Genomic DNA, 20,229 nt, shown 5'->3' on the forward strand with positions numbered 1-20,229 from the left:
ACGTCGAGGTCCTCCGCAGGCTCTGGGACAGCTGGGAGGACGACGCGGAGATACGCGACGCCGCCACCGGGCGTTTCATCGACCGCGAGAAGCTGCACTACGTCGACTTCGAGGGCAAGCACTTCAACGTCAAGGGCCCCTCCATCACGCCGCGTTCACCCCAGGGCCAGCCGCTGGTGACCTCGCTGGCCCACGCGACCATCCCGTACGAGCTGGTGGCGAGTTCAGCCGATGTCGGTTACGTGACCCCGCACGACGCCGCAGAGGCGCGGGCCGTGACCGAGGAGATCCGGGCCGCCCAGGAGGCGGCCGGACGCGGCGGGGAGACCCTGCACGTCTTCGGGGACCTGGTGGTCTTCCTGGACGAGACGGCCGAGGCGGCGAAGGAGCGCCGCAAGCGCCTGGACGACCTGGCCGGCGCTCCCCTGACGAGCGACGCCGAGATCTTCACCGGTACGCCGGCCGAACTGGCCGACCTGCTGCTGGACCGGCAGCGGGCGGGCTTGACCGGCTTCCGGCTCCGTCCGGCGGTCTCCGGTCACGACCTGCCGGCCATCAGCCGGGGGCTGGTGCCCGAGCTCCAGAGCCGCGACGCGTTCCGCCGCGCGTACGAAGCCGACACGCTGCGCGGCCTCCTCGGCCTCTCGCGCCCCGCCAACCGTTACGCCCGGGTCCGGGCCGGAGGACAGTCATGAGCGACAACCTGAAGCAGATCCACCTCGCGGCCCACTTCCCGGGGGTCAACAACACCACTGTCTGGAGCGACCCGGAGGCCGGCAGCCAGATCGACTTCGCTTCCTTCAGCCACTTCGCCCGCACCGCCGAACGGGCCAAGTTCGACTTCCTGTTCCTGGCCGAGGGGCTGCGGCTGCGCGAACAGGGCGGTGAGATCTATGACTTGGACGTGGTCGGACGCCCGGACACCTTCGGCATCCTCGCCGCGCTGGCTGCGGTCACCGACCGGATCGGCCTGGCCGGCACGATCAACTCCACCTTCAACGAACCGTACGAGGTGGCACGGCAGTTCGCCTCCCTGGACCATCTCTCGGCAGGCCGCGCGGCGTGGAACGTCGTGACCTCCTGGGACGCGTTCACCGGCGAGAACTTCCGGCGCGGTGGCTTTCTCGCGGAGGAGGACCGCTATACCCGCGCCGAGCAGTTCCTGCGTACCTCCTGGGAGCTGTTCGACTCCTGGGCCGAGGACGAGGTCCTCGCCGACCGGGAGAGCGGGCAGTTCCTGCGCAGCGCGGACGCCGGCACGTTCGCACATCGGGACCAGCACTTCGACATCGCGGGCCGCTTCAACGTGCCGCGCTCCCCGCAGGGCCGCCCGGTGATCTTCCAGGCCGGGGACTCCGACCAGGGGCGGGAGTTCGCGGCGACCACCGCGGACGCCATCTTCAGCCGGCACTCGGCACCGGAGCCGGGCCGCGCCTTCTACAAGGACGTCAAGGGGCGCCTCGCCCGTCACGGCCGGGAGCGGGACGATCTGCTGATCCTGCCCGCCGCAACCTTCGTACTGGGCGACACGGACGCCGAGGCGGAGGAGCGCGCGCACGAGGTGCGGCGCAGCCAGGTCAGCGGCCAGACCGCGATCAAGTTCCTGGAGCACGTGTGGAACCGGGACCTCTCCTCCTACGACCCGGACGGGCCGCTGCCCGACATCGACCCGGACACCGGGGAGCACACCGTGACCCGGGGCCGCGCGAGTGTGCGGATGGTCCGCGATCCCCTAGCGACCGCGTCCGAATGGCGGCAGCGGGCGAAGGCGGAGGGGCTGTCGATCCGGGACCTGGTGATCGAGACGAGCGCCCGGCAGACCATCATCGGCTCGCCGTCGACGGTCGCGCGGGCGCTGAACGAGTCCGTGCAGAGCGAGGTGTCCGACGGTTTCATCCTGGCTCCGCACCTGGTGCCCGGCGGCTTGGACGAGTTCGCCGACAGGGTGGTCCCGCTGCTCCAGGAGCGGGGCGTGTTCCGCACGGAGTACGAGGGGACGACGCTCCGCGACCACCTGGGTCTGCGCACTCCGAAGGGCTGAGTGCCCGCGTGGGTCCCGAGGCGACCGCCCGCCCTCGGGACCTGCACATTCCGCTTTGATCCGACGGCAGCGGTGTGATCAGCTGTGCGCCTCAGGGCAGTTGTGGCTCCTGCGGAGGGGCCGGGACAAGGGGCGACGCATCGTGCGCGGTGCCGAAGTGGCGATTCAGCCGTGCCCGCAGTGCGGGTCGGACGTCGAAACGAGCGTCCGGTTCGTGACCTGGTGCGACCGGTGCGACTGGAATGTCGATCCGAGCCCACCGGAGAAGAAGTACGGGCTCCTGGAGGGTCGTCGCCGGAAACTGGCTCAGCGGCACGGGGAGAAGCTGCTCGCCGAGGTGACCGGCGGCGGATCCCTGAGCCCGCACCGGAGCGCCTCCTCCGTGGCGGCATTCGTGCTGGCTCTCGCGGTACACGCCTTCACCCTGGGCGTGATCGTCGCGGGTGTCTGCTTCCTGGTGAGGGGCTGGGCCACCGCGTGGATGGTGCCGGGGGTCGTCTCGCTCGCGCTGGCGTGGACGCTGCTCCCGCGCTTCGGCCGGCTGCCCGAGGGTGATCCGGTGCTGCGTCGCGCCGAGGCGCCCGAACTCTTCGCGCTGATCGACGAGGTGGGCGCCGCGACCGGCACCCGTGGTGTGGACGTGGTCGTCCTCAACACCACGGTCAAGGTGTGTGTGACGACCTACGGCCTGCGAGGCAGGCGCCCGCTCATGATCGGGCTGCCGTTCCGGGAGACCCTCTCCCCTCGGGAACGCCTCGCTCTGCTGGGCCATGAACTCGGCCATTTCAGCAACGGGGACACCCGGCACGGGGCTGTCGTGGCCACGGCTTTCCGTTCGCTCTCCACTCTGCTCCTCTACGTCGCGCCGGAACCGGACCCGACGCCGATGCAGGCGCTGATCAACGCGCTGGCCGTCATTCCCCGCGCGCTGGTGATCGGTGTCGTCGTCGTACTGGACCTGCTGACCCTGCGCGCGTCCCAGCGGGCGGAGTACCTCGCCGACAGGAAGGGCGCCCACGCGGGTTCCACGGCGGCGGCAGTGTCGCTGACGGACCGTTTGCCGGTGGTGGAATCGGTCGAGGGCGCCCTGCTCCGCGAGGCGAACACGCGTCAGCTCGCCCGCCGCGACTCCCTGGGCGCGAAGCAGCCGTGGCTCGGCCTCTGGGAGCGGCTCGCGGCGCACTTGGAGTCGATCCCGCCTCGCGAGTACGAGCGCCTGCGGCGGGTGGGCGCGCTCCGGGGGCACAGCAGCGACTCGACCCACCCCCCGACCCATCTGCGCCGGGCGAGCCTGCTGTCGGGACCGCCCACCGAGGCGGCGGTGCTCACGGACGAGGCCCGTGAGCAGCGGATCGCCTCCGAACTGGCCGATGTCCGGATGGCGTTGGCCCGCCGGGTGTTCACCTACGGCCTCGCCGGCTGAGGCGGTCAAGACGCTTCGCGGGCGGGGCTCGTGCGGGGCGGCGGATCGCGGCGGGGACAGGCCCCGCCCCGACTCCCTGATCCCCTCCCCTCCCCTCAGCGCAGCGCGCTCTTGGCCCGCCAGTCGGCCCAGGACACGTTCCACGCGCCGTAGCCGTTGCCTTCCGCGACCACACCCTTGGTGTCCGCGCCGGTGATCTCGAAGGGGTCGCCCACCTGCGTCTTCCCGTAGAGCTCGGCGGCGTTCGCGTCGCTCATGCCCACGCAGCCCGAGCTGTGGTTGGCGACCCCGAAGTAGGCGGCGTTCCACGGCGCGGCGTGGGCGTACATGCCCGACCAGGTGAGCCGCATCGAGAAGTCGACCATCTTGTCGTAGGCGTCGCCCAGGCCGACCGTCTCGGAGCGCATGTTGATCGTGCCCTCCTTCGCCATCAGCACGGCCGTGCCACGCCAGGACGCCTTGTCGCCGCCGGGAGTGCCGCCCGATACGGGTATGTCCATGACGGTGCTGCCGTCCCGCACCAGCGCGAGCCGGTGGCGGTCGAGGTCGACCTTCACCACCTGAGCGCGGCCGACCGTGAAGGACATGGCGTAGTCGCGGACGAAGAACCCGCCGCCGGGTCCCGAGTCGGTGCCGTTGAGGCCGGCGTCCAGGGTGATCCCGGTGCCGGGCTTCCAGTACTCCTTCGGCCGCCAGTCGGCCCGGTCCTTGCCGGAGTAGTCGCGCAACCAGCCCCAGGAGCCTTCGGTGTCGTTCGAGGTGGTGACCTTGAGGGTCTTCTCCACGGCCGCCTTGTTCTTCACCGGGTTGTCGAAGACGATCGACAGCGGCTGCGCGATGCCGACGGTGACGTTCTTGCCCGGGGCGAGGGTGAGCTTGTTGACCAGACCGGCCTTCGCGGTGGTGAACTCCTCGTTGTCCGAGCCGCCTTGGGTGTCGACCGCCTTCACCTGGTAGCGCGTGCCCGGAGCGGCCGGGCGGTCGGAGGTCCAGGTGCGGCCGTCGGCGGACATCCGGCCGACGAGCGTCCCGCCGGAGGTGTCGGTGACCTCGACGGTCCGCAGGGTGCCGTCGGCGAGGGTCACCGTGACGGGCGCACCGGCGGGGGCACTGTCGCCCCGGAGGTTCACCGAGACGTCCGTCCGTTCCGCGCGCGCCGTGCCGTCCCCGGTGGCGGGGCGGGTGCCGGAGCCGGAGGCCGAGGCGCTGCCGGAGCAGGCGGTGAGGGCGGCGCCCAGGACCGCCGTCCCGGCCACCAGGGTGAGGCGGGCCGTGCGTCCTGTCCTGTCGGCGCGGTCCGTACGGGGGTTCAGGGGACTCATCGCGACGACCTCCGGATGTGTGTCTCGGTGCAGTGGCATGACCGGACCATAGGCTCCCCACACCGGGGCAAAAAGGCTGAACTCCCCCTGTGACGAGGACCGGAGCACAACGGTCATCGTCCGGTCACATGGACCGTGCGGCTCCGTCACGGGCCGTCGCCACCATCCCTCTGCAGCCAGGTCGAGCGGTCGGCCCGGCAGGACGGGGGACGGGGATGTCAGCTCTGCAGGTGGCCGGCGGCCACGAAGGACGGAGAGGTCTGCGGACGGGGCCGATCTCCGCCGAGGCTCATCTGGCGCGGGTCTCTGCCCGCCCCGGGGCGAGCTTCCTCCAGTACCCGTCCTGGGCCGGGGTGAAGGACGGCTGGCGCTCGGAGACGGTCGGCTGGCACCACGACGACGGGACTCCGGCCGGCAGCGCGCTGGTCCTCTACCGGCAGTTCCCCGGGACCCGGAAGTACTTCGCCTATCTGCCGGAGGGCCCGGTGGCCGACTGGGCGGACCCGGCGATCGACCGCTGGCTGGACCCGCTCATGGCGCATCTGCGCAAGGCGGGCGCCTTCGCGGTACGGATCGGGCCCTCCCCCGACTACCGCCGCTGGGACGCGGCACGGCTCAAGGCGGCGACAGGACCCGGCCGGAGGATCGGCGACGTGCTCGCCACCGAGGTGGACCCCCTCGGGACGGCCGTCGCCGAACGGCTGCGCGCGCGGGGATGGCGGCGGTGCGGCGGGGACGGTGCGGCCGGGGGCGACATGGACGCACAGCCGCGCCACGTCTTCCGGGTGCCGCTCGCAGGCCGTACGCAGGACCAGCTCTGGGCGGGCCTCAATCAGGAGTGGCGTCGCAACATCCGTAAGGCGCGGACGGCCGGTGTACGCGTGGTCACCGGAGACGCTGGTCAACTTCCGGATTTCCACCGTTTGTTGAGGATCACGGAGGAGCGCGACGGTTTCCGGCTCGGCCGCTCCCTCGCGTACTACCAGCGCCAGTACGCGGCGCTCAACGCGGAAAGCCCCGGACGGATGCGGCTCCTTCTCGCCGTGCACAACGGGGAGATACTCGCCGCGCACACCATGATCAGCACCCCCGGCCGGGTGTGGTACCAGACGGGCGCGTCCGCCGACCACCGCCGGGAGGTACGCCCGAGCAACGCGCTTCAGTGGCAGATGATGGTCGACGCCCTCGCTCACGGCGCTGCGGTGTACGACATGCGCGGGGTACCCTCCACCCTCGACCCCGAGGACCGCGCGTTCGGCCTGCTGCGCTGGAAACTCGGCACGGGCGGACACGTGGTCGAGACCCTGGGGGAATGGGAGACATCGGTGGGCGGCGCGGCCAACAACACTCTGTACCGGGCGCTCCACGCCTATCTGGCGCACCGGTGACCCCGGCGGAGGCGACCGGACGGGTCGCGGCGGCGGATCCGGAGGACGCCGGCGCGGAGCCGGGGCGGAACACCCCGGAAAAGGGCGGTTCGGCGTTGCGGAGCGGGGCCGTGATGGCGGCGGGATCGGTGGTCTCCCGCGCCACCGGGTTCATACGCTCGGCGGTCGTCGTCGCCGCGCTCGGTACCGGACTTCGGGCCGACGGCTACACGGTCGCCAACACGGTGCCCAACATCCTCTACATCCTGCTCATCGGCGGTGCGCTCAACGCGGTGTTCGTTCCCGAACTCGTGCGGGCGGCCAAGGACCACGCGGACGGGGGCGCCGCGTACACCCAGCGGCTCCTCACCGTCTGCACCGCGGGCCTGGTCGTCCTCACCGCAGTCGCCGTCGTCGGGGCTCCGCAGATCGTCGCCGCCTACACCGACTACTCGGGCGAGCAGGCCGAACTCATGATCGCCCTGGCCCGCTGCTGCCTGCCCCAGATCCTCTTCTACGGGCTCTTCACCCTGCTGGGCCAAGTACTCAACGCCCGGGGCAGGTTCGGCGCGATGATGTGGGCTCCGGTCCTCAACAATGCCGTCGTGATCGCCGTCTTCGGGCTGTATCTCGGCGTCGCGGCGAACGCGGGCGGCGATCCGAGCGCAGCGCAGACGCGGTTGCTCGGCTGGGGCACCACCGCCGGGATCGTCGTGCAGACACTGGCCCTGGTGCCGGCGTTGCGGGGGGCGGGCTTCCGCTGGCGGCCCCGTTTCGACTGGCGGGGCAGTGGGCTCACCAGGCCGCTGCGGGCGGCCGGTTGGCTGGTGATGTTGGTCCTGACCAACCAGGCGGCGTACTGGCTGGTGACCCGGCTCTCCACCCTCACCGGCGAACACGCGGTGGCCCAGGGGGTGTCGGGGGGCTCGGGGTACACCGCGTACAGCAACGCCTACCTGCTCTGGGTGGTGCCGCAGGGGATCGTGACGGTTTCGCTGGTCACCGCGTTGATGCCCCGGATGAGCCGGGCGGCGGCGGAGGGGGACCTCCCGGGGGTGCGCCGCGACCTCTCGTACGCGCTGCGCACCTCCGCCGCGATCGTGGTGCCGGCGGCCTTCGCCCTGTTCGCGCTCGCCCCCTGGGTGATGGGCTCGGTCTTCGGGTACGGCCGCACGAACGGTGCCGACGTCACCGTGATGGCAGGGATGCTGAGGGCCTTCGCGCCCGGTCTGATCGCGTTCTCCGGACAGTACGTGCTCTCTCGGGGGTTCTACGCCCTCGGCGACACCCGTACGCCGTTCCTGCTCAATCTGGTGATCGCCGGTCTCAACGCGGGCCTCTCGGGGGCCGTTTACCTGCTGCTGCCCGCGCGCTGGGCGGTGACCGGGATGGCCGGGGCGTACACCCTGGCCCTCTTCGCGGGGTTCGCCGTCACCGGCTGCGTCCTGCACCGCAGGCTGGCCGAACCGGCCTCGCGCCGCAAGGCGCCCTGGCGTTCGGTGGCGCTGTGGTCGCACGTGCGGCTGATCGCCGCCTGTCTGCCCGCCTCCGCGCTCGCCTTCGCGGCGGCCCGGGTGTGCGCCGGGGCGGGCGATCCGGTGGCGGCCCTGGCCGGAGCGGCGGTCCTGGTGTCGGTGGTCGCCCTGTTGGCCCGACCGCTGCGTCTGCGGGAGACCGGCGCGCTGTTCTCGTCCGCCCGGGCCCGGCTGCGCCGGTAGGGAACGCCGTCCGAGGAGGTGACGGCCCGGACCTCCACCCGGCGGGCCTCGCACGCCCCCAGCACATCCGGCCCCCCGCGCGCGTCGGCGACGAGCTTCGGGGCGGGCCTTCGAACATGATCGTTGGGATACTCGCGCCATGCCACGTGTGCTCTTGATAGAAGACGACCCCTCCGTGCGCGAAGGGGTCGAACTGGGCCTCCGCCGCCGGGGACACGAGCTCCTCGCCGCCGGGACCGGGGAGGCCGGGCTGGAAGCACTCGCCGCCTTCCGACCCGATCTGGTGCTCCTCGATCTGATGCTGCCCGGTATCAACGGGGTGCAGGTCTGCCGGCGCATCCGGGAGTCGAGCCAGCTGCCGATCATCATGCTCACCGCGCGCGGTGACGATTTCGACGTCGTCGTCGGGCTGGAGGCGGGAGCGGACGACTACATCGTCAAGCCCGCCCGCACCGAGGTCATCGAGGCGCGCATCCGGGCCGTCCTGCGCAGACTCGGCGCGCCGGCGGGCCGCACCGGCACCGAGTTCCACGGCGATCTGGCCGTGGACCGGGCCGGGCTCACCGTCACCAAGGCGGGCGACCGGGTCCTGCTCGCACCCTCGGAACTCAAGCTGCTGCTCCACCTTTCGGCCTCTCCCGAGCAGGTGTTCAGTCGGCAGCAACTCCTCGAATACGTCTGGGAGCACAGCTACCACGGTGACGCGCGTCTCGTCGACGCCTGCGTGCGTAGGCTGCGCCAGAAGATCGAGGACGCGGCCGGCAGCCCCCGGTACATCCAGACCGTGCGCGGCTTCGGCTACCGCTTCGGGCCGCTGTCATGAGGGTGCTGAGCCCTCATCTCGGTCTGCGCACGCGACTCGTCGCCGCCTTCCTGCTGGTGGCCGCGATCAGCGCGGCCACGACCGCCGCCCTGACCTATCGGGAGGCACGCTCGGCGGTGCTGGAGCAGGCTCAGGACACGGCAGTGGGGCAGTTCCGCGACCGGGTCGCGGCGCTCGGTCCGGGCTTTCCGCTGGACGCCCCACGGCTGCGCTCGCTCTGCGAGACCCTTGCCCGGGAGGGCAAGCCGCACACGTGGATCGTCTTCGCCGAGTACGCGGGCATGCGGGCCTCCTCCTCCGACCGGCCCACCTCGCAGATCCTCACCGAGCAGCTGCGCAGGGCCGCCCGGGAGAACGCGCACGCCTCGTTCCAGCGGGTCGTGCGCGACGACCGGGCGTGGCTCACCATCGGCATGCCCGTCATGTTCGACCAGGGCGACGGCCGTCACAGCACCGGACTCGTGATGTACGCGGTGATGCCGCTCGCGCCGGAGGAGGCGAACATCGCGGCCATGGTCACGGCGGCCCGCAACGGCGCCCTGCCCGCCCTCCTCGTCGCCGTCGTCCCGGCACTGCTGGCGGCTCGCAGCGTGATACGCCCGGTGCGCGATCTGCGCCGCGCGGCCGCGGGCATCGGGCGCGGCGAACTCGGTACCCGCATCTCGGTGCGGGGCTCCGACGAACTCGCCCAACTGGCGCGAACGTTCAACGAGTCGGCCGTCCAGCTCCAGAGTTCGGTGGACGAGCTCCGCCAGGCCGAGGAAAGGGCCCGGCGCTTCGCCTCCGACGTGTCGCACGAACTGCGCACCCCGCTCACGGGGATGCTGGCCGTCACCGAAATCCTCGACGAGGAAGCCGCGCACCTGAACGCGGACACCGCTGCGGCGGTCCGGCTGATCAGCGCGGAGACCGGCAAACTCGCGACCCTGGTCGACGACTTGATGGAGATCTCGCGCTTCGACGCGAAAGCGGCCGGCCTGCACACCGACGAGGTGGACGTGGCCGAGGCGGTCCGCAAGTCCTTGCAGGCCAGACGGTGGGAGGATCGCGTCGCCTGCGAGCTCCCCGACGGGGTACGGGCGACGCTGGACCCGCGCCGGTTCGACGTGATCGTCGCCAACCTGGTCGGCAACGCCCTGCGGCACGGCGGGGAACCGGTCACCGTGCGGCTGCGTCCGGAAGAACGGGACGGCACGCCGCTGCTGGTGCTGGAGGTGGCGGACGCCGGTGCGGGCATCCCGCCCGAGGCCCTGCCGTACGTCTTCGACCGGTTCTACAAGGCCGACGCGGCCCGTACCCGATCGAAGGGAAGCGGTCTGGGCCTGGCGATCACCAGGGAGAACGTACGGCTGCACGGCGGCACCGTCCACGGCGCCAATGGAACCGACGGAGGTGCCGTGTTCACCGTCGAACTGCCGAGGGGAGCGGGATGAGGGGGCCACTGCGGGTCCTGGCCGTCCCGGCGGCGCTGGCCGCACTGGCCACGGGGTGCGGCATCCGCCCCACGGACGTGGTCGAGGTCGGCGATCCGGCGACCGTCCGGATCGCCCCGGCCGGTTCAGCGGTCATCGTGCTGTACTTCATCGGCCCGTCCTCCCCGCGTACGGTCCTGCCGGTGACGAGGCGGGTGACCACCGTGGGCGGACAGGAGAGCGGCCCCGGTCCGGACAAGGTGCTGGGGATGCTCTTCGGTGGACCGTCCGCTTCGGAGAAGGCCGCGGGTCTGTGGTCCGAACTTCCCGACGGTGCGTCGACATTGGGGATGAGCGTCGACGGATCGCAGGTCCGGATACGGCTCAGCTCCTCCGTCACCAGGATCTCCACCCTCGCCCGCCTTCAGCTCGTCTGCACGGTGGCGCACCTGAGCACGGCGCGAGCCGGCGTCCAGAGCGGCGCCCTGGTGACCATACGAGGAACCGACGGGTCCATCGAGCCGTCCGCCTGTCCCGTGTGACCCGCGCCGGAGGAAGGAACCCGGCACAATTCCCGCCATGAAGATCACCGCGCGCGAACTGAACCGGGCGACTCTCGACCGCCAACTGCTGCTGCGGCGGGAGCCGCTGAAGGCCACGGAGGGAGTGCGCCGGGTGCTCGCGCTCCAGGCACAGCAGCCCGCCTCGCCGTACGTCGCTCTCTGGAACCGTCTCGCGGGCTTCGATCCCGCCGAGGTGGACGCCGCGTTCTCGGACGGCACCCTGGCCAAGGCGACACTGATGCGGATCACCCTCCACGCGGTCCACGGCGAGGACTACCGGGTCCTGCGCGAGGCGATGCAGCAGACGCTCCACGCCTCCCGGCTCGGGTTCCGCTTCGCGGCGACGGGTCTCACCCCCGAGGACGCCGGCCGGCTGGTGCCGGATCTGCTGAAGTTCGCCGGGAAGGCGCGCACCAAAGCCGAGTTGGACGCGTGGCTCGAAGAGCTGGTGGGCGCGGAAAGGAAGGACGGGGCGCTGTGGGGGCTGCGGGCCTACGCTCCCCTGCTGCACGTCCCGGCCGGCGGGCCGTGGTCGTTCGGGGTCAGGGCGTCGTACGTGGCGGCGCCGTCCTGCCCCGCGTTCACCGGGCGGGAGCACGTGCCGGACGCGACGCGCCACCTCGTACTGCGCTACCTGAAGGCGTTCGGGCCCGCGTCGGTGGCGGACGTGGCGCAGTTCGCGATGGTGCGGCGCGGACCGGTGCGCGAGGCGCTGAGCGCACTGGGAACGCTGGGGACGGTCGAGCAGCTCGAAGGCCCGGACGGGACAAAGGTGTTCGACGTCGTGGGGGCCGCCCGGCCGGCAGCCGAGACCCCGGCCCCGCCACGGCTGATGGCCATGTGGGACAGCGTCCTGCTGGCCTACTCCGACCGCAGCCGCGTGATCCCGGAGGAGTACCGGCGCCAGGTGATCCGCGTCAACGGGGACGTGCTCCCGACGGTGCTGGTGGACGGCTACGTCGCGGGCGTGTGGCATCCGGTCGACGGCGGCATCGAGGTGACGGCCTTCCACGACCTGGCTCCCGCCGCCTGGGAAGGGCTCGCCGAGGAGGCCCGGGCCCTGAGCGCCCTGCTGGCGGACCGGGACCCCCGGGCCTACAGCCGCTACCGCCACTGGTGGACCAAGATCTCCGGGTCGCAGGTACGGGTCCTCGCGGCCGGGTGACCTCCGCCCGGTACGCGCTCAGCTCTCCGGTGACGCGTCGCCCGCCGGGAGGACCGCGAGTTCCGCGACGACGGCCCGGTGATCCGTACCCGCGAGGGAGCGTTCGCCGACACGGACCCCCGCCAGCCCGGGGCCGTGCAGCACGTGGTCCAGCTGGACGAGAGGTGGCGCCATCCCGGCGCCGACGGGCCAGGTCGGGGCCCAGCCCTGCCCGAGCTCCGCATGGGTGTCGGTGAGACCGGCGGCCAGCAGGGAGCGCATCGGGGCGTGGTCGAGGGTGGCGTTGAAGTCGCCGAGGAACACGGTGTCCGGCCCTTCCTCCCTCGCCAGGGAAGCCAGCGCGGACATGTCCCTGGCCCACCGCCCCGCGCTCCCGAGCGGGTAGTAGGTGTGGACGGCGACAAGCCGCACGGTACGCCCGCCGACTTCGATCCGGGCGGTGGTCTGGGGCCACACCGTGTCGATGTCCGCGGTGTCCGGCCGGGACAGCGGGTAGCGGGAGTAGATCGACGAGTCGTACTCGGGACGCAGCGCGTGGTACGGCAACAGGTCGCCGAGACCCGCCCGGTCGAGCGCGTCGAGCCCCATGGCCGGAGTCTGCTCCACGGCGAGTACGTCGATCCGCCCGGCACGGACCATCCCCACCACCGCCAGCGGGTCCACCGCTCCTTCGTCGGTGTTGACGGTCGCCACCCGCAACCGGGCGGCCGACGGAGGGACCGGGGCCGCCGAGTCGGGGAAGAACCTCGGCGCCACCAGGCACACCTGCGCCACGACCAGGGCCGAGGCCACGGCGGCCACGGCCCGGGACCGCAGCGGGCGAACGGCGGTCGTCGCCCCCAGCACCAGCAGCGCCAGGGCGGCCGAGTGCGGGAACAGCACCATGGGTACGGCGAGTTGTGTGCCGTCGTCCATCCCCGTCAGCCGTACAAAGAGCAGGGCCGCGGGCACGGCGAGCACGAGAGTGCAGACGGTCAGTCCCCAGACCCGGCCCCGCGCAGGACTACCGAGGACTCCCGGCCGGGTGGGCTGGGGCACCGCGGTCTCCTCCGGAGGGGCTCCGCCGTGCCCGCACGCTGCGGTTTCGCTCATATGTTCACGATACAGAAGCAGTTGCCGGAGCCGAGAAAGTAGGCACGAGGCTGAAGTCGCCCCGCGACGGTCCGCCCGCATCCGGACGGGACCGGCGCTCACGGACGCCCTGCTCTCCCACCTCCCGCACGAGGAGGCCAAACCGATCGAGCCGATGGCGCGGTTCGGAGACTGGTGACTCCCCCAGCGCGCCGCAGGACCGTCAGTACGCACCGCACGCCCTCCGAAGCCCGCAGGGCACCCGGGGCAGGGCGATACGTCGGGCCGACTGGAGCTCCGTACCCGCCCGGTCCCTCACCGGCCGCGATCTGGCCGGACCGCGGTCGGCGGCCCCGCGCCCGGACGGCCGCGACGCCGCCCGGCGGCTGCTCTCCCGATTGGGGGTGCGAGGGGATTCGCGGCGATCGGTCAGGGCGGTGGAACAGCTGGCCGACGGAAGGACTCTCGCGACGTCGTCCGCGACGGCAGTCGTGTCCACTTCCGGGAGCAGACCGCCCTCGCAGCGGACGCCGGGACCGTGTACGTCGCCTACGACGACGGCGAGATGGTCGGGCTGGGTGTGGAGGACGGCGGCGTCCGCCTGCGCGAACGGCTCACTGTCAAACGTGTGGGCGTCGTCGGGACGGCGCTGACCGTGGCCGGGCCCGGCCGGCTCCTCATCGGGACGGGCGACGGACGCGTCCTGGTCTGTGCGGTCGGGGAGGCGGTGTCCGGAGGACCGGAAGAACGGTGATCCGCCGGACACTTCCCGGACGGCCCGCACGGTCCCGCCCCGCACCCCGTGGGCCGAGGCGGAACCACGCGGGTCAGCTGCCGGGCGCGGGTAGCGGCGGCAGGTCCAGGTGCTCGCGCAGGGTGGTGCCCCGGTACTCGGTGCGGTAGACGCCGCGCTCCTGGAGTTCCGGCACGAGCTTGTCGACGATGTCGGTGACGGAGGCCGGGAGCAGGTGCGGCAGGAGGTTGAAGCCGTCCGCCACGCCCTCGCGCACGTAGCGGGCCCACTCGTCGGCGATCGACGCGGGGGTGCCGACGAAGGACGGGTGCCCGGGTGACACCTCGGTCACCAATTCGCGTATGGACAGGCCGCGTTCGGCAGACAGCTCGCGCCATTTACGGATGGTGGCGAGCTTGCCGCTGCGCTGGTCCACGGCGAGGGTTCCCCGGGAGGGGTCGAGCTCCTGGTCGCTCGGTTCGATGTCGGGCAGTGGGCCGTCGGGGTCGTAACCGGACAGGTCGGTGCCCCAGTACTGCTCCAGGAAGGCGATCGACCGGGGTCCGTTGATCTGCTCGCCGCGTACCCAGCGGGCCTTCTCCTCGGCGTCGGCCGGGGTGTCGCCGAGGACGACGTTCGCGCCGGGCAGGATGCGCAGCGAGTCGGGCGTCCGGCCGTGCCGGGCCAGCCGGTCGCGGAGGTCGGCCGCGTAGGCGGCGGCCTTGTTGAACTCGGTGTTGGCGGAGAAGACCACGTCGGCGTGGCGGGCGGCGAGTTCACGGCCCCCGGGAGAGTCCCCTGCCTGGAACAGCACCGGCCGCCCCTGGCGGCTGCCCGGGACGGTGGCGGTGGCGCGCAGCGTCACGAGGTCGCCCGCGCGCTCGACCGGAGCGATGGTGCCGGGCCGGGCCCAGTGGCCGGCGTTGCCGTCCACCGCGATCGCTTCCGGTGCCCAGGACGCCCACAGGGTCTTGGCCGTCTCGACGAACTGCTCGGCGCGTTCGTAGCGGCGTTCGTGCTCCAGCCAGCCGCCGTGCCGGAAGTTGGCGCCGGTCCAGGCGTTGTCGGTGGTGACGATGTTCCACCCGGCGCGGCCCTCGGAGAGCAGGTCGAGACTGGCCAGGCGGCGGGCCAGGTCGGCCGGGTAGTTGTACGTGGTGTTCTGGGTGGCCACCAGTCCGATGCGGGTCGTGACGGCGGCGAGCGCGGTCAGCTGGGTGATCGCGTCGGGCCGGCCGGCCACGTCCAGGTCGAAGACCCGGCCCCGGTTCTCCCGTACGCGCAGCCCCTCCCCCAGGAAGAAGGCGTCGAACAGGCCGCGTTCGAGGATCTGCGCGATCTCGACGAACGTCTCGATCTCGGTGTGCGAGGGGGCGTCCGGGTCGCTCCAGATCAGCTGTGGTCCGACTCCCGTGTAGAACACACCGAGGTGGAGATGCGGTTGGGGGTTCTGTGCGGTCATGGTGGTCACCTCAGACGTTCGTGGCCGCCGGAGCGGCGAACCGGTTGGCGGGGCGGGGGAGGCCGAGCGTGTCGCGCAGGGTGTCACCGGCGCGCGGTACGGGCCGCTCCCCGGCCAGCGCCGGAAGCACCCGCTCGGTCAGGACCGGCAGATCGACGGCGAGTACGGCAGGGTGCAGCCTGACGCCGTCGACCAGCCCCGACAGTTCGTGCAGCAGGCCGGCCAGTGCCTCGGGCGGGCCGACGTGCCGAAGCCGTCCGGTCTCGGGCCAGGCGGCGGCCTGGTTCAGGGTCGCCAGCCGGTCGGCCGCCGGAATGTCCGTGTCGAGGACCACCTCCACCTCGGCGAAGACCAGCGGCGCTCCGGCCTCCCTCGCAGCGGCCGCGCGCTCCGCGATCCGGGCGAGATCGGGCCGGGAGACCAGCACCACGTCGGCGCGGTCGTCCGCGTCCAGCGCGTCCGGGACCAGTACGACGAGTTGGCCCTGCGGCGGGCGAGGGGTGATCAGCGGGCCCTTGACCGAGAAGGCGGGGCCCTCGAAGTCGACGGGGTGCACCCGGTCGGCGTCCAGGAAGCGGCCGGTCGCGAGGTCCTTGATGACCGCGTCGTCCTCCCAGGAGTCCCACAGGGACCGGGCGGTGTCGATGACGTCGGCGGTCTCGCGGACCAGCGCGGCGGCGGAACGTACCGGCTCGCCGACGGTGGCGGCCTCGTCCGGGTCGTTCGCCGCGCCGACGATCCAGGCGCCGCGCCCGTGCGAGGCGTGGTCGAGGCTGGCGAGCTGGGTGGCCAGATGGAACGGTTCCGTGGTGGTGACGTGCAGGGTGGGCGCGAGGCCGATCCGGTCGGTCAGCGGTGAGACGTACGCGGCGCGTGTGCCGGCCTCCAGCCGTCCGGCCGGGCCGCCCTCCTCACCGGGCGGCAGGGGCGAGTCGGCGAAGGTGACGAGGCCGAAGCCCGCGCTCTCGGCCGCGGTCACCACCTCTCGCAGGGCCCGCGGGCCGAGGACCTCGCCCGGCAGGCGTCCCGAGTGGCGCCAGGAAGCGGGGTGGGCGCCGTCGCCGTCCGCCTCCAGGGCGAGGTGCAGTCCGGGAAGCCCGGCGTCGCGATCAGTCATGAGGGTGTACCTCCGGTCGAAGTGGTTCCGGGGACGCGAGGGTCGGCGTGCGCCGACGAGCGGGACGAGGTGCGGGTGCGGGTGCGGGTGGGGAGGGAAGCGGCGGCCGCAGCCGCTGCGGGACGGGCAGGGGTCGCCCGCCGAGGACGGCGGATTTTTGTCGCCCGGCGAGCAGGAGCGCCACGGCCAGGGCCGCGAGCATGGCGACCGCGGCTCCGCAGGCGAGGCCCCAGCGCACCCCGGCGTGCTGGGATACCCAGCCGATCGTGGGGCCGCCGAGCGGGGCACCGCCCATCGAGACGACGGTGTAGACGGCCATCACCCGGCCGCGCATGGCGTTGCTGACCTCCGACTGGACGAAGGCGCTGACCGCGGTGTTGAGGGTCATCAGGGTGAACCCGGTCGGCAGCAGCAGGATCAGGAAGGTGGTGTAGGAGGGCATGAGCGCGGCCACCGCCTCGCTGACGCCGAAGAGGACGGCGCCGACGACCACGGTCCGCACCCGGGGCGAGACGCGGCGGGTCGCGGCGAGTGTCCCGGCGATGGTGCCCACGGACAGCGCGGTCGACATGAAGCCGAGACCGCTGGAGCCGACGTCGAAGACCCGCCCGGCGAACAGGGTGAGCGTGGTCGGGAAGTTCACCGCGAAGGTGGACACCGCCCCGAACAGGGCCAGCACAGCGGCCAGTTCGGGCCGGGCGGCGACGTAGCGCAGGCCCTCGACACCGGCGCCCGCCCATCGCACGCGCTTCACGGGCTCCGGCGCGTCCGCCGGCCTGACTCCAGGAGCGTCGGACGCGGGTGTGCGTGCGCGGATCGTCAGCAGGCCCAGGGTCACGGCCACAAAGGAGACGGCGTTCACCGCGAACACTCCGCCCGCCCCGATCAGTCCGAGCAGCACTCCGGCGATCGCGGGTCCGATCAGCCGGGCAGCGTTGAGGGACAGGATGTTCAGCCCCGCCGCGTTGGGTATCAGCGAGGGTCCGACCAACTCGGTGACGAAGGAGAGCCGTGCGGGATTCTCCACGGTGAAGACACAGCCCAGGCCGAACGACAGCAGATAGACCGACCAGAGGGGTGCGTGCCCGGACAGCACGGCGACCGTGAGGAGTACCGCCTGGACCGCGTACAGGGACTGCGCCCACAGCAGGAGGGAGCGGCGGTCGTACCGGTCGGCGAGCACTCCGCCCCAGAGGCCGAAGAGCAGGACCGGGGCGAACTGCAGACCCGCCGCCCAGCCGACCGCGGTTCCGCTGTGCGTGAGGTCGAAGACGAACCAGTCCAGCGCCACGCCCTGCATCGCGGAGCCGATGTTGGAGACCAGGCCCGTGCTCCAGTAGATCCGGTAGTCGCGGACCCGCAGTGCGGTGAACACCCCTGTTCGCGCGGTGTTCTTGGACACCATGATCCTCTCGGTCGGGGGCGCGCGGGCAGACCGGGCACGGCGGTCGCGCGGCGCGGGTTGAGCGAATGGGCATGACGGAGCGTCACGAAAGGGCGGGAGAAGAACGCGCGGGAACGCCTGCGAAGACGTCAGGGGGATCAGCCCTCGACCCGGGACCCGGTGACCTTCGGACGCACGAATAGCGGGTGCGACATCCGGGCGGACACGATCGCCGTGGGCGGGAGCGGAAGGTACGCGCTCAGTGACGCGGGGCGGTGTCCGTACACAGTGCGCTGCTCACCCTGAGCAGGTCGACGTGACGCCGGACGACTCGCGGCGCGAACGACCCACCGCGGTGCGGAAGATGACTGCCGTGCTCGCTGAAGGGTCGCGCCCGCACGCCGGTCACCTCGCACTCTTCGGGTCGTTCGGCGGCCGGGTGCCGGCCGCCGATACGGAGGATCGCCCCACCGGAGCGTGGGCGATCTCTCGGCAGGCTAACCCGTGGAGGCTGGTTGAACAATGCCGTCCCGAAGTGCGGAACTTCCCGCCCGATCGGGGAATGCGGAGCGGCCCACAGGGAGTTGCGCCCTGGAGGACCACACGGTCCCGCCCGATACACAGCACGAGGGAGTGGACATGACCGTTCCGCGGATCGACATCGGCCAGGAGAGCTTCACCGAGGAGTGGCAGTCGTGGCACCGGGAGAAGGAGGCGAACCTCGCCGGACCGCACGGGTTCCTCGCGATCACGAGCCTGCGCTGGCTGAGCGCCGAACCGGAGCGCTTCGAGGACGCCCCGGGGGTCTGGTCGACCTCGGCCGCGGGCGTGGTGGTGGAACTGGCGGAAGGCGAGGAACTGACCATCGATGGACAGTCGGTGACAGGTCGTCACGACTTCGGCGTCATCGGCGAACGCGACAGCCTGTTCCCCGGATTCGGTGACTCGGTGATCGAGGTGGCCAAGCGCGGCGGACACGACATTCTGCGCCCCCGCCATCCCGGGAACGCCCTGCGTACCGGCTTCACCGGGACCCCCGCGTACGCCCCTGCCACACACTGGGTCCGTCCGGGAAGGTTCCTGCCCTTCGAGGAGCCGCGTGCGGTGACGGTCGGCGCTTCGGTCGAGGGCCTGGAGCACGTCTACGACTCCCCCGGGCAGGTCGAATTCGAGGTCGACGGGGAGACGTACCGGCTCACGACGTTCAACGGCAAACGTCCCGGCTCGCTGACGGCTCTGTTCACGGATCTCACCTCCGGTGTGACCACCTACGCGGCGAACCGCTCCGTCCAGATCGACGCCCCCGACGAACAGGGTCTCGTCCGCATCGACTTCAACCGCGCGGCGAACCTTCCCTGCGCCTACACCGACCTGGCCACCTGCCCGCTGCCGCCGAAGGAGAACCGCCTGCCCGTCGCGGTCGAGGCCGGCGAGCGCATCCCCGTGGAACGCGGCGGACCGGCTGTCTGACACCCAAGGCCCGACCCGGCGGGATCTCCTTCTCACCGCGGTCTCCGGGCTGGTACGTTCAGGGGCGTCGCCGACAGGTGACGCCCTGTGTGCGAAGGGACCGCGCCACTCATGCCGTACCAGCAGAGCGCCACCGGAGCGGTGTCTCCGAGCCGTCTCTTCGGTGTGTCCGACACGGCTTCTCCCGACCGGCATCCCGAGGCCCGTCTGCACGCCCGGCTGCACATAGATCTGCGCCGCTCGTCCAGCGCGCTCTGTCCGGCCTGACTCTCCCGCCGGACCCGCCCCGCCGCGGCCCCCGCAACGAGTTCGCACGTGCGGCGCGCACCGTGTCGGCGTTCGTCCCGCCCTCTCCCCTCGCCCCCGCGCGGGGCGCTCGTGTCCGGCAATCCCGCGCGCCCCCGTCGTCCCGGAGCCCGGCACGGACGCCGGTCCGCCGTCACGTTGCCGGACCACCGGGTGGCATCAGCTTCAGCAGACGCAAGGAGCACCGCAATGGACGTCCACTCCTCACTGGCCGACGCGGTCGGCAACACCCCGCTGGTACGCCTCAACCGCGTCACCGGCCCGGGGCCCACACCGGTCTACGCGAAACTGGAGTACGTCAACCCGGGCGGGAGCGTGAAGGACCGCATCGCCCTCTCCATGGTCGAAGCGGCTGAGAAGGAGGGGCTGTTGGCTCCGGGCGGGACGATCGTCGAGGGCACGTCGGGCAACACCGGGGTCGGGCTGGCCATGGTCGCGGCCCAGCGAGGATACCGGTGCGTCTTCGCGATCCCGGACAAGAGCAGCGCGGAGAAGGTCGCGGTGCTGCGTGCGTACGGCGCCGAGGTCGTCGTCTGCCCGGGTGACGTACCGCGTGAACATCCGGAGCACGTGTACGCCACGGCCATCCGCATCGCCGAGGAGACTCCGGGCGGCTGGCTGGCCAACCAGTACGACAACCCGGCGAATCCGCTGGCCCATTACCGCACGACGGGGCCCGAGATCTGGCGCCAGACGGAGGGCCGGATCACCCACCTGGTGGCGGGCGTCGGCACCGGCGGCACCATCACGGGGACCGGCGAGTACCTCAAGGAGGTCAGCGGCGGGAGGGTGACGGTCGTGGGCGCGGACCCGGAGGCCTCGGTCTACTCGGGCGGCGACGGCGGCCCGTAC

18 protein-coding genes are annotated in these 20,229 nt (G+C 72.0%); 13 read left to right on the forward strand and 5 right to left on the reverse strand.

The genetic code is table 11. From position 1 onward, the window contains the following. From ACFWEP_RS16120 to ACFWEP_RS16130, 3 genes are all read left to right on the forward strand, one after another. The coding region (locus tag ACFWEP_RS16120; RefSeq protein ID WP_387370650.1) for an LLM class flavin-dependent oxidoreductase at window positions 1–695 on the forward strand (695 nt) is incomplete at its 5' end. Beyond that, window positions 692–2,041, forward strand: a complete 1,350-nt coding sequence (locus ACFWEP_RS16125; RefSeq protein WP_387370652.1) for an NtaA/DmoA family FMN-dependent monooxygenase — start codon at window positions 692–694, stop codon at window positions 2,039–2,041. The genes ACFWEP_RS16120 and ACFWEP_RS16125, both read left to right, overlap by 4 nt. A gap of 214 nt (window positions 2,042–2,255) precedes the next feature. Beyond that, window positions 2,256–3,464, forward strand: a complete 1,209-nt coding sequence (locus ACFWEP_RS16130) for a M48 family metallopeptidase (protein ID WP_387370654.1) — start codon at window positions 2,256–2,258, stop codon at window positions 3,462–3,464. Between the two features lie 95 nt (window positions 3,465–3,559). Here ACFWEP_RS16130 and ACFWEP_RS16135 read toward each other — a convergent pair whose 3' ends face one another. Further along, entirely contained in the window at window positions 3,560–4,786 is a 1,227-nt protein-coding gene (locus ACFWEP_RS16135) for an Ig-like domain-containing protein (RefSeq protein ID WP_387370684.1), read from the reverse strand. Window positions 4,787–5,001: 215 nt separating this feature from the next. Here ACFWEP_RS16135 and ACFWEP_RS16140 point away from each other — a divergent pair, with 215 nt between their 5' ends. The 6 genes from ACFWEP_RS16140 (at window position 5,002) to ACFWEP_RS16165 (ending at window position 11,834) form a co-directional block, all read left to right on the forward strand. After that, on the forward strand, window positions 5,002–6,174 hold the full coding sequence (locus ACFWEP_RS16140; RefSeq protein ID WP_387370656.1) for a lipid II:glycine glycyltransferase FemX: 1,173 nt from the start codon (window positions 5,002–5,004) through the stop codon (window positions 6,172–6,174). Further along, window positions 6,171–7,871: a murein biosynthesis integral membrane protein MurJ gene (gene murJ, locus ACFWEP_RS16145; protein ID WP_387370658.1), complete on the forward strand. Its 1,701-nt coding sequence runs from the start codon at window positions 6,171–6,173 to the stop codon at window positions 7,869–7,871. Before ACFWEP_RS16140 ends, murJ begins: the two co-directional genes overlap by 4 nt. A 139-nt stretch (window positions 7,872–8,010) precedes the next feature. Then, on the forward strand, window positions 8,011–8,694 hold the full coding sequence (locus ACFWEP_RS16150) for a response regulator (RefSeq protein WP_387370660.1): 684 nt from the start codon (window positions 8,011–8,013) through the stop codon (window positions 8,692–8,694). Then, entirely contained in the window at window positions 8,691–10,127 is a 1,437-nt protein-coding gene (locus ACFWEP_RS16155; protein WP_387370662.1) for an ATP-binding protein, read from the forward strand. Before ACFWEP_RS16150 ends, ACFWEP_RS16155 begins: the two co-directional genes overlap by 4 nt. Next, the gene (locus ACFWEP_RS16160) at window positions 10,124–10,648 is read left to right on the forward strand and encodes a GerMN domain-containing protein (protein WP_387370664.1); all 525 of its coding nucleotides are present in this window, start codon (window positions 10,124–10,126) and stop codon (window positions 10,646–10,648) included. Before ACFWEP_RS16155 ends, ACFWEP_RS16160 begins: the two co-directional genes overlap by 4 nt. Window positions 10,649–10,685: 37 nt before the next feature. Then, window positions 10,686–11,834: a winged helix DNA-binding domain-containing protein gene (locus ACFWEP_RS16165; protein ID WP_387370666.1), complete on the forward strand. Its 1,149-nt coding sequence runs from the start codon at window positions 10,686–10,688 to the stop codon at window positions 11,832–11,834. A gap of 18 nt (window positions 11,835–11,852) precedes the next feature. Here ACFWEP_RS16165 and ACFWEP_RS16170 read toward each other — a convergent pair whose 3' ends face one another. Next, window positions 11,853–12,926 carry an endonuclease/exonuclease/phosphatase family protein gene (locus tag ACFWEP_RS16170; protein ID WP_387370668.1) on the reverse strand — a complete coding sequence of 358 codons (1,074 nt, stop codon included), beginning with the start codon at window positions 12,924–12,926 and terminating at the stop codon, window positions 11,853–11,855. 517 nt (window positions 12,927–13,443) lie between these two features. Between ACFWEP_RS16170 and ACFWEP_RS16175 the strand changes: the two genes are divergently transcribed. Next, window positions 13,444–13,659, forward strand: coding sequence for a hypothetical protein (locus ACFWEP_RS16175; protein WP_387370670.1), 216 nt, complete (start codon window positions 13,444–13,446; stop codon window positions 13,657–13,659). Window positions 13,660–13,732: 73 nt separating this feature from the next. Here the strand turns inward: ACFWEP_RS16175 and ACFWEP_RS16180 are convergent, their stop codons facing one another. Genes ACFWEP_RS16180 through ACFWEP_RS16190 form a run of 3 tightly spaced genes read right to left on the reverse strand, consistent with a single transcriptional unit; the run spans window position 13,733 to window position 17,622 of the window. Next, the gene (locus ACFWEP_RS16180) at window positions 13,733–15,100 is read right to left on the reverse strand and encodes an NtaA/DmoA family FMN-dependent monooxygenase (RefSeq protein WP_387370672.1); all 1,368 of its coding nucleotides are present in this window, start codon (window positions 15,098–15,100) and stop codon (window positions 13,733–13,735) included. A gap of 10 nt (window positions 15,101–15,110) precedes the next feature. Further along, window positions 15,111–16,217, reverse strand: a complete 1,107-nt coding sequence (locus ACFWEP_RS16185) for an LLM class flavin-dependent oxidoreductase (protein ID WP_387370674.1) — start codon at window positions 16,215–16,217, stop codon at window positions 15,111–15,113. Next, window positions 16,210–17,622, reverse strand: coding sequence for an MFS transporter (locus ACFWEP_RS16190; RefSeq protein WP_387370676.1), 1,413 nt, complete (start codon window positions 17,620–17,622; stop codon window positions 16,210–16,212). The genes ACFWEP_RS16185 and ACFWEP_RS16190 overlap by 8 nt, the downstream gene beginning before the upstream one ends. A gap of 618 nt (window positions 17,623–18,240) precedes the next feature. Here ACFWEP_RS16190 and ACFWEP_RS16195 point away from each other — a divergent pair. From ACFWEP_RS16195 to ACFWEP_RS16205, 3 genes are all read left to right on the forward strand, one after another. Continuing rightward, the gene (locus tag ACFWEP_RS16195; protein ID WP_387370678.1) at window positions 18,241–19,071 is read left to right on the forward strand and encodes a DUF1684 domain-containing protein; all 831 of its coding nucleotides are present in this window, start codon (window positions 18,241–18,243) and stop codon (window positions 19,069–19,071) included. A gap of 111 nt (window positions 19,072–19,182) precedes the next feature. Beyond that, window positions 19,183–19,338, forward strand: coding sequence for a putative leader peptide (locus ACFWEP_RS16200; RefSeq protein ID WP_387370680.1), 156 nt, complete (start codon window positions 19,183–19,185; stop codon window positions 19,336–19,338). A 228-nt stretch (window positions 19,339–19,566) separates the two neighbouring features. Then, the coding region (locus ACFWEP_RS16205; protein WP_387370682.1) for a PLP-dependent cysteine synthase family protein at window positions 19,567–20,229 on the forward strand (663 nt) is incomplete at its 3' end.

This window comes from Streptomyces sp. NPDC060198, assembly GCF_042728415.1.
Taxonomy (GTDB): domain Bacteria; phylum Actinomycetota; class Actinomycetes; order Streptomycetales; family Streptomycetaceae; genus Streptomyces.

Excerpts from the sequence above, each read along its gene's own strand:
- ACFWEP_RS16125 (WP_387370652.1), top strand. The coding sequence starts at position 692 with ATGAGCGACAACCTGAAGCAGATCCACCTCGCGGCCCACTTCCCGGGG.
- ACFWEP_RS16135 (WP_387370684.1), bottom strand. The coding sequence starts at position 4,786 with ATGAGTCCCCTGAACCCCCGTACGGACCGCGCCGACAGGACAGGACGC.
- ACFWEP_RS16140 (WP_387370656.1), top strand. The coding sequence starts at position 5,002 with ATGTCAGCTCTGCAGGTGGCCGGCGGCCACGAAGGACGGAGAGGTCTG.
- ACFWEP_RS16150 (WP_387370660.1), top strand. The coding sequence starts at position 8,011 with ATGCCACGTGTGCTCTTGATAGAAGACGACCCCTCCGTGCGCGAAGGG.
- ACFWEP_RS16155 (WP_387370662.1), top strand. The coding sequence starts at position 8,691 with ATGAGGGTGCTGAGCCCTCATCTCGGTCTGCGCACGCGACTCGTCGCC.
- ACFWEP_RS16160 (WP_387370664.1), top strand. The coding sequence starts at position 10,124 with ATGAGGGGGCCACTGCGGGTCCTGGCCGTCCCGGCGGCGCTGGCCGCA.
- ACFWEP_RS16165 (WP_387370666.1), top strand. The coding sequence starts at position 10,686 with ATGAAGATCACCGCGCGCGAACTGAACCGGGCGACTCTCGACCGCCAA.
- ACFWEP_RS16170 (WP_387370668.1), bottom strand. The coding sequence starts at position 12,926 with ATGAGCGAAACCGCAGCGTGCGGGCACGGCGGAGCCCCTCCGGAGGAG.
- ACFWEP_RS16180 (WP_387370672.1), bottom strand. The coding sequence starts at position 15,100 with ATGACCGCACAGAACCCCCAACCGCATCTCCACCTCGGTGTGTTCTAC.
- ACFWEP_RS16185 (WP_387370674.1), bottom strand. The coding sequence starts at position 16,217 with ATGACTGATCGCGACGCCGGGCTTCCCGGACTGCACCTCGCCCTGGAG.
- ACFWEP_RS16190 (WP_387370676.1), bottom strand. The coding sequence starts at position 17,622 with ATGGTGTCCAAGAACACCGCGCGAACAGGGGTGTTCACCGCACTGCGG.
- ACFWEP_RS16195 (WP_387370678.1), top strand. The coding sequence starts at position 18,241 with ATGACCGTTCCGCGGATCGACATCGGCCAGGAGAGCTTCACCGAGGAG.
- ACFWEP_RS16200 (WP_387370680.1), top strand. The coding sequence starts at position 19,183 with ATGCCGTACCAGCAGAGCGCCACCGGAGCGGTGTCTCCGAGCCGTCTC.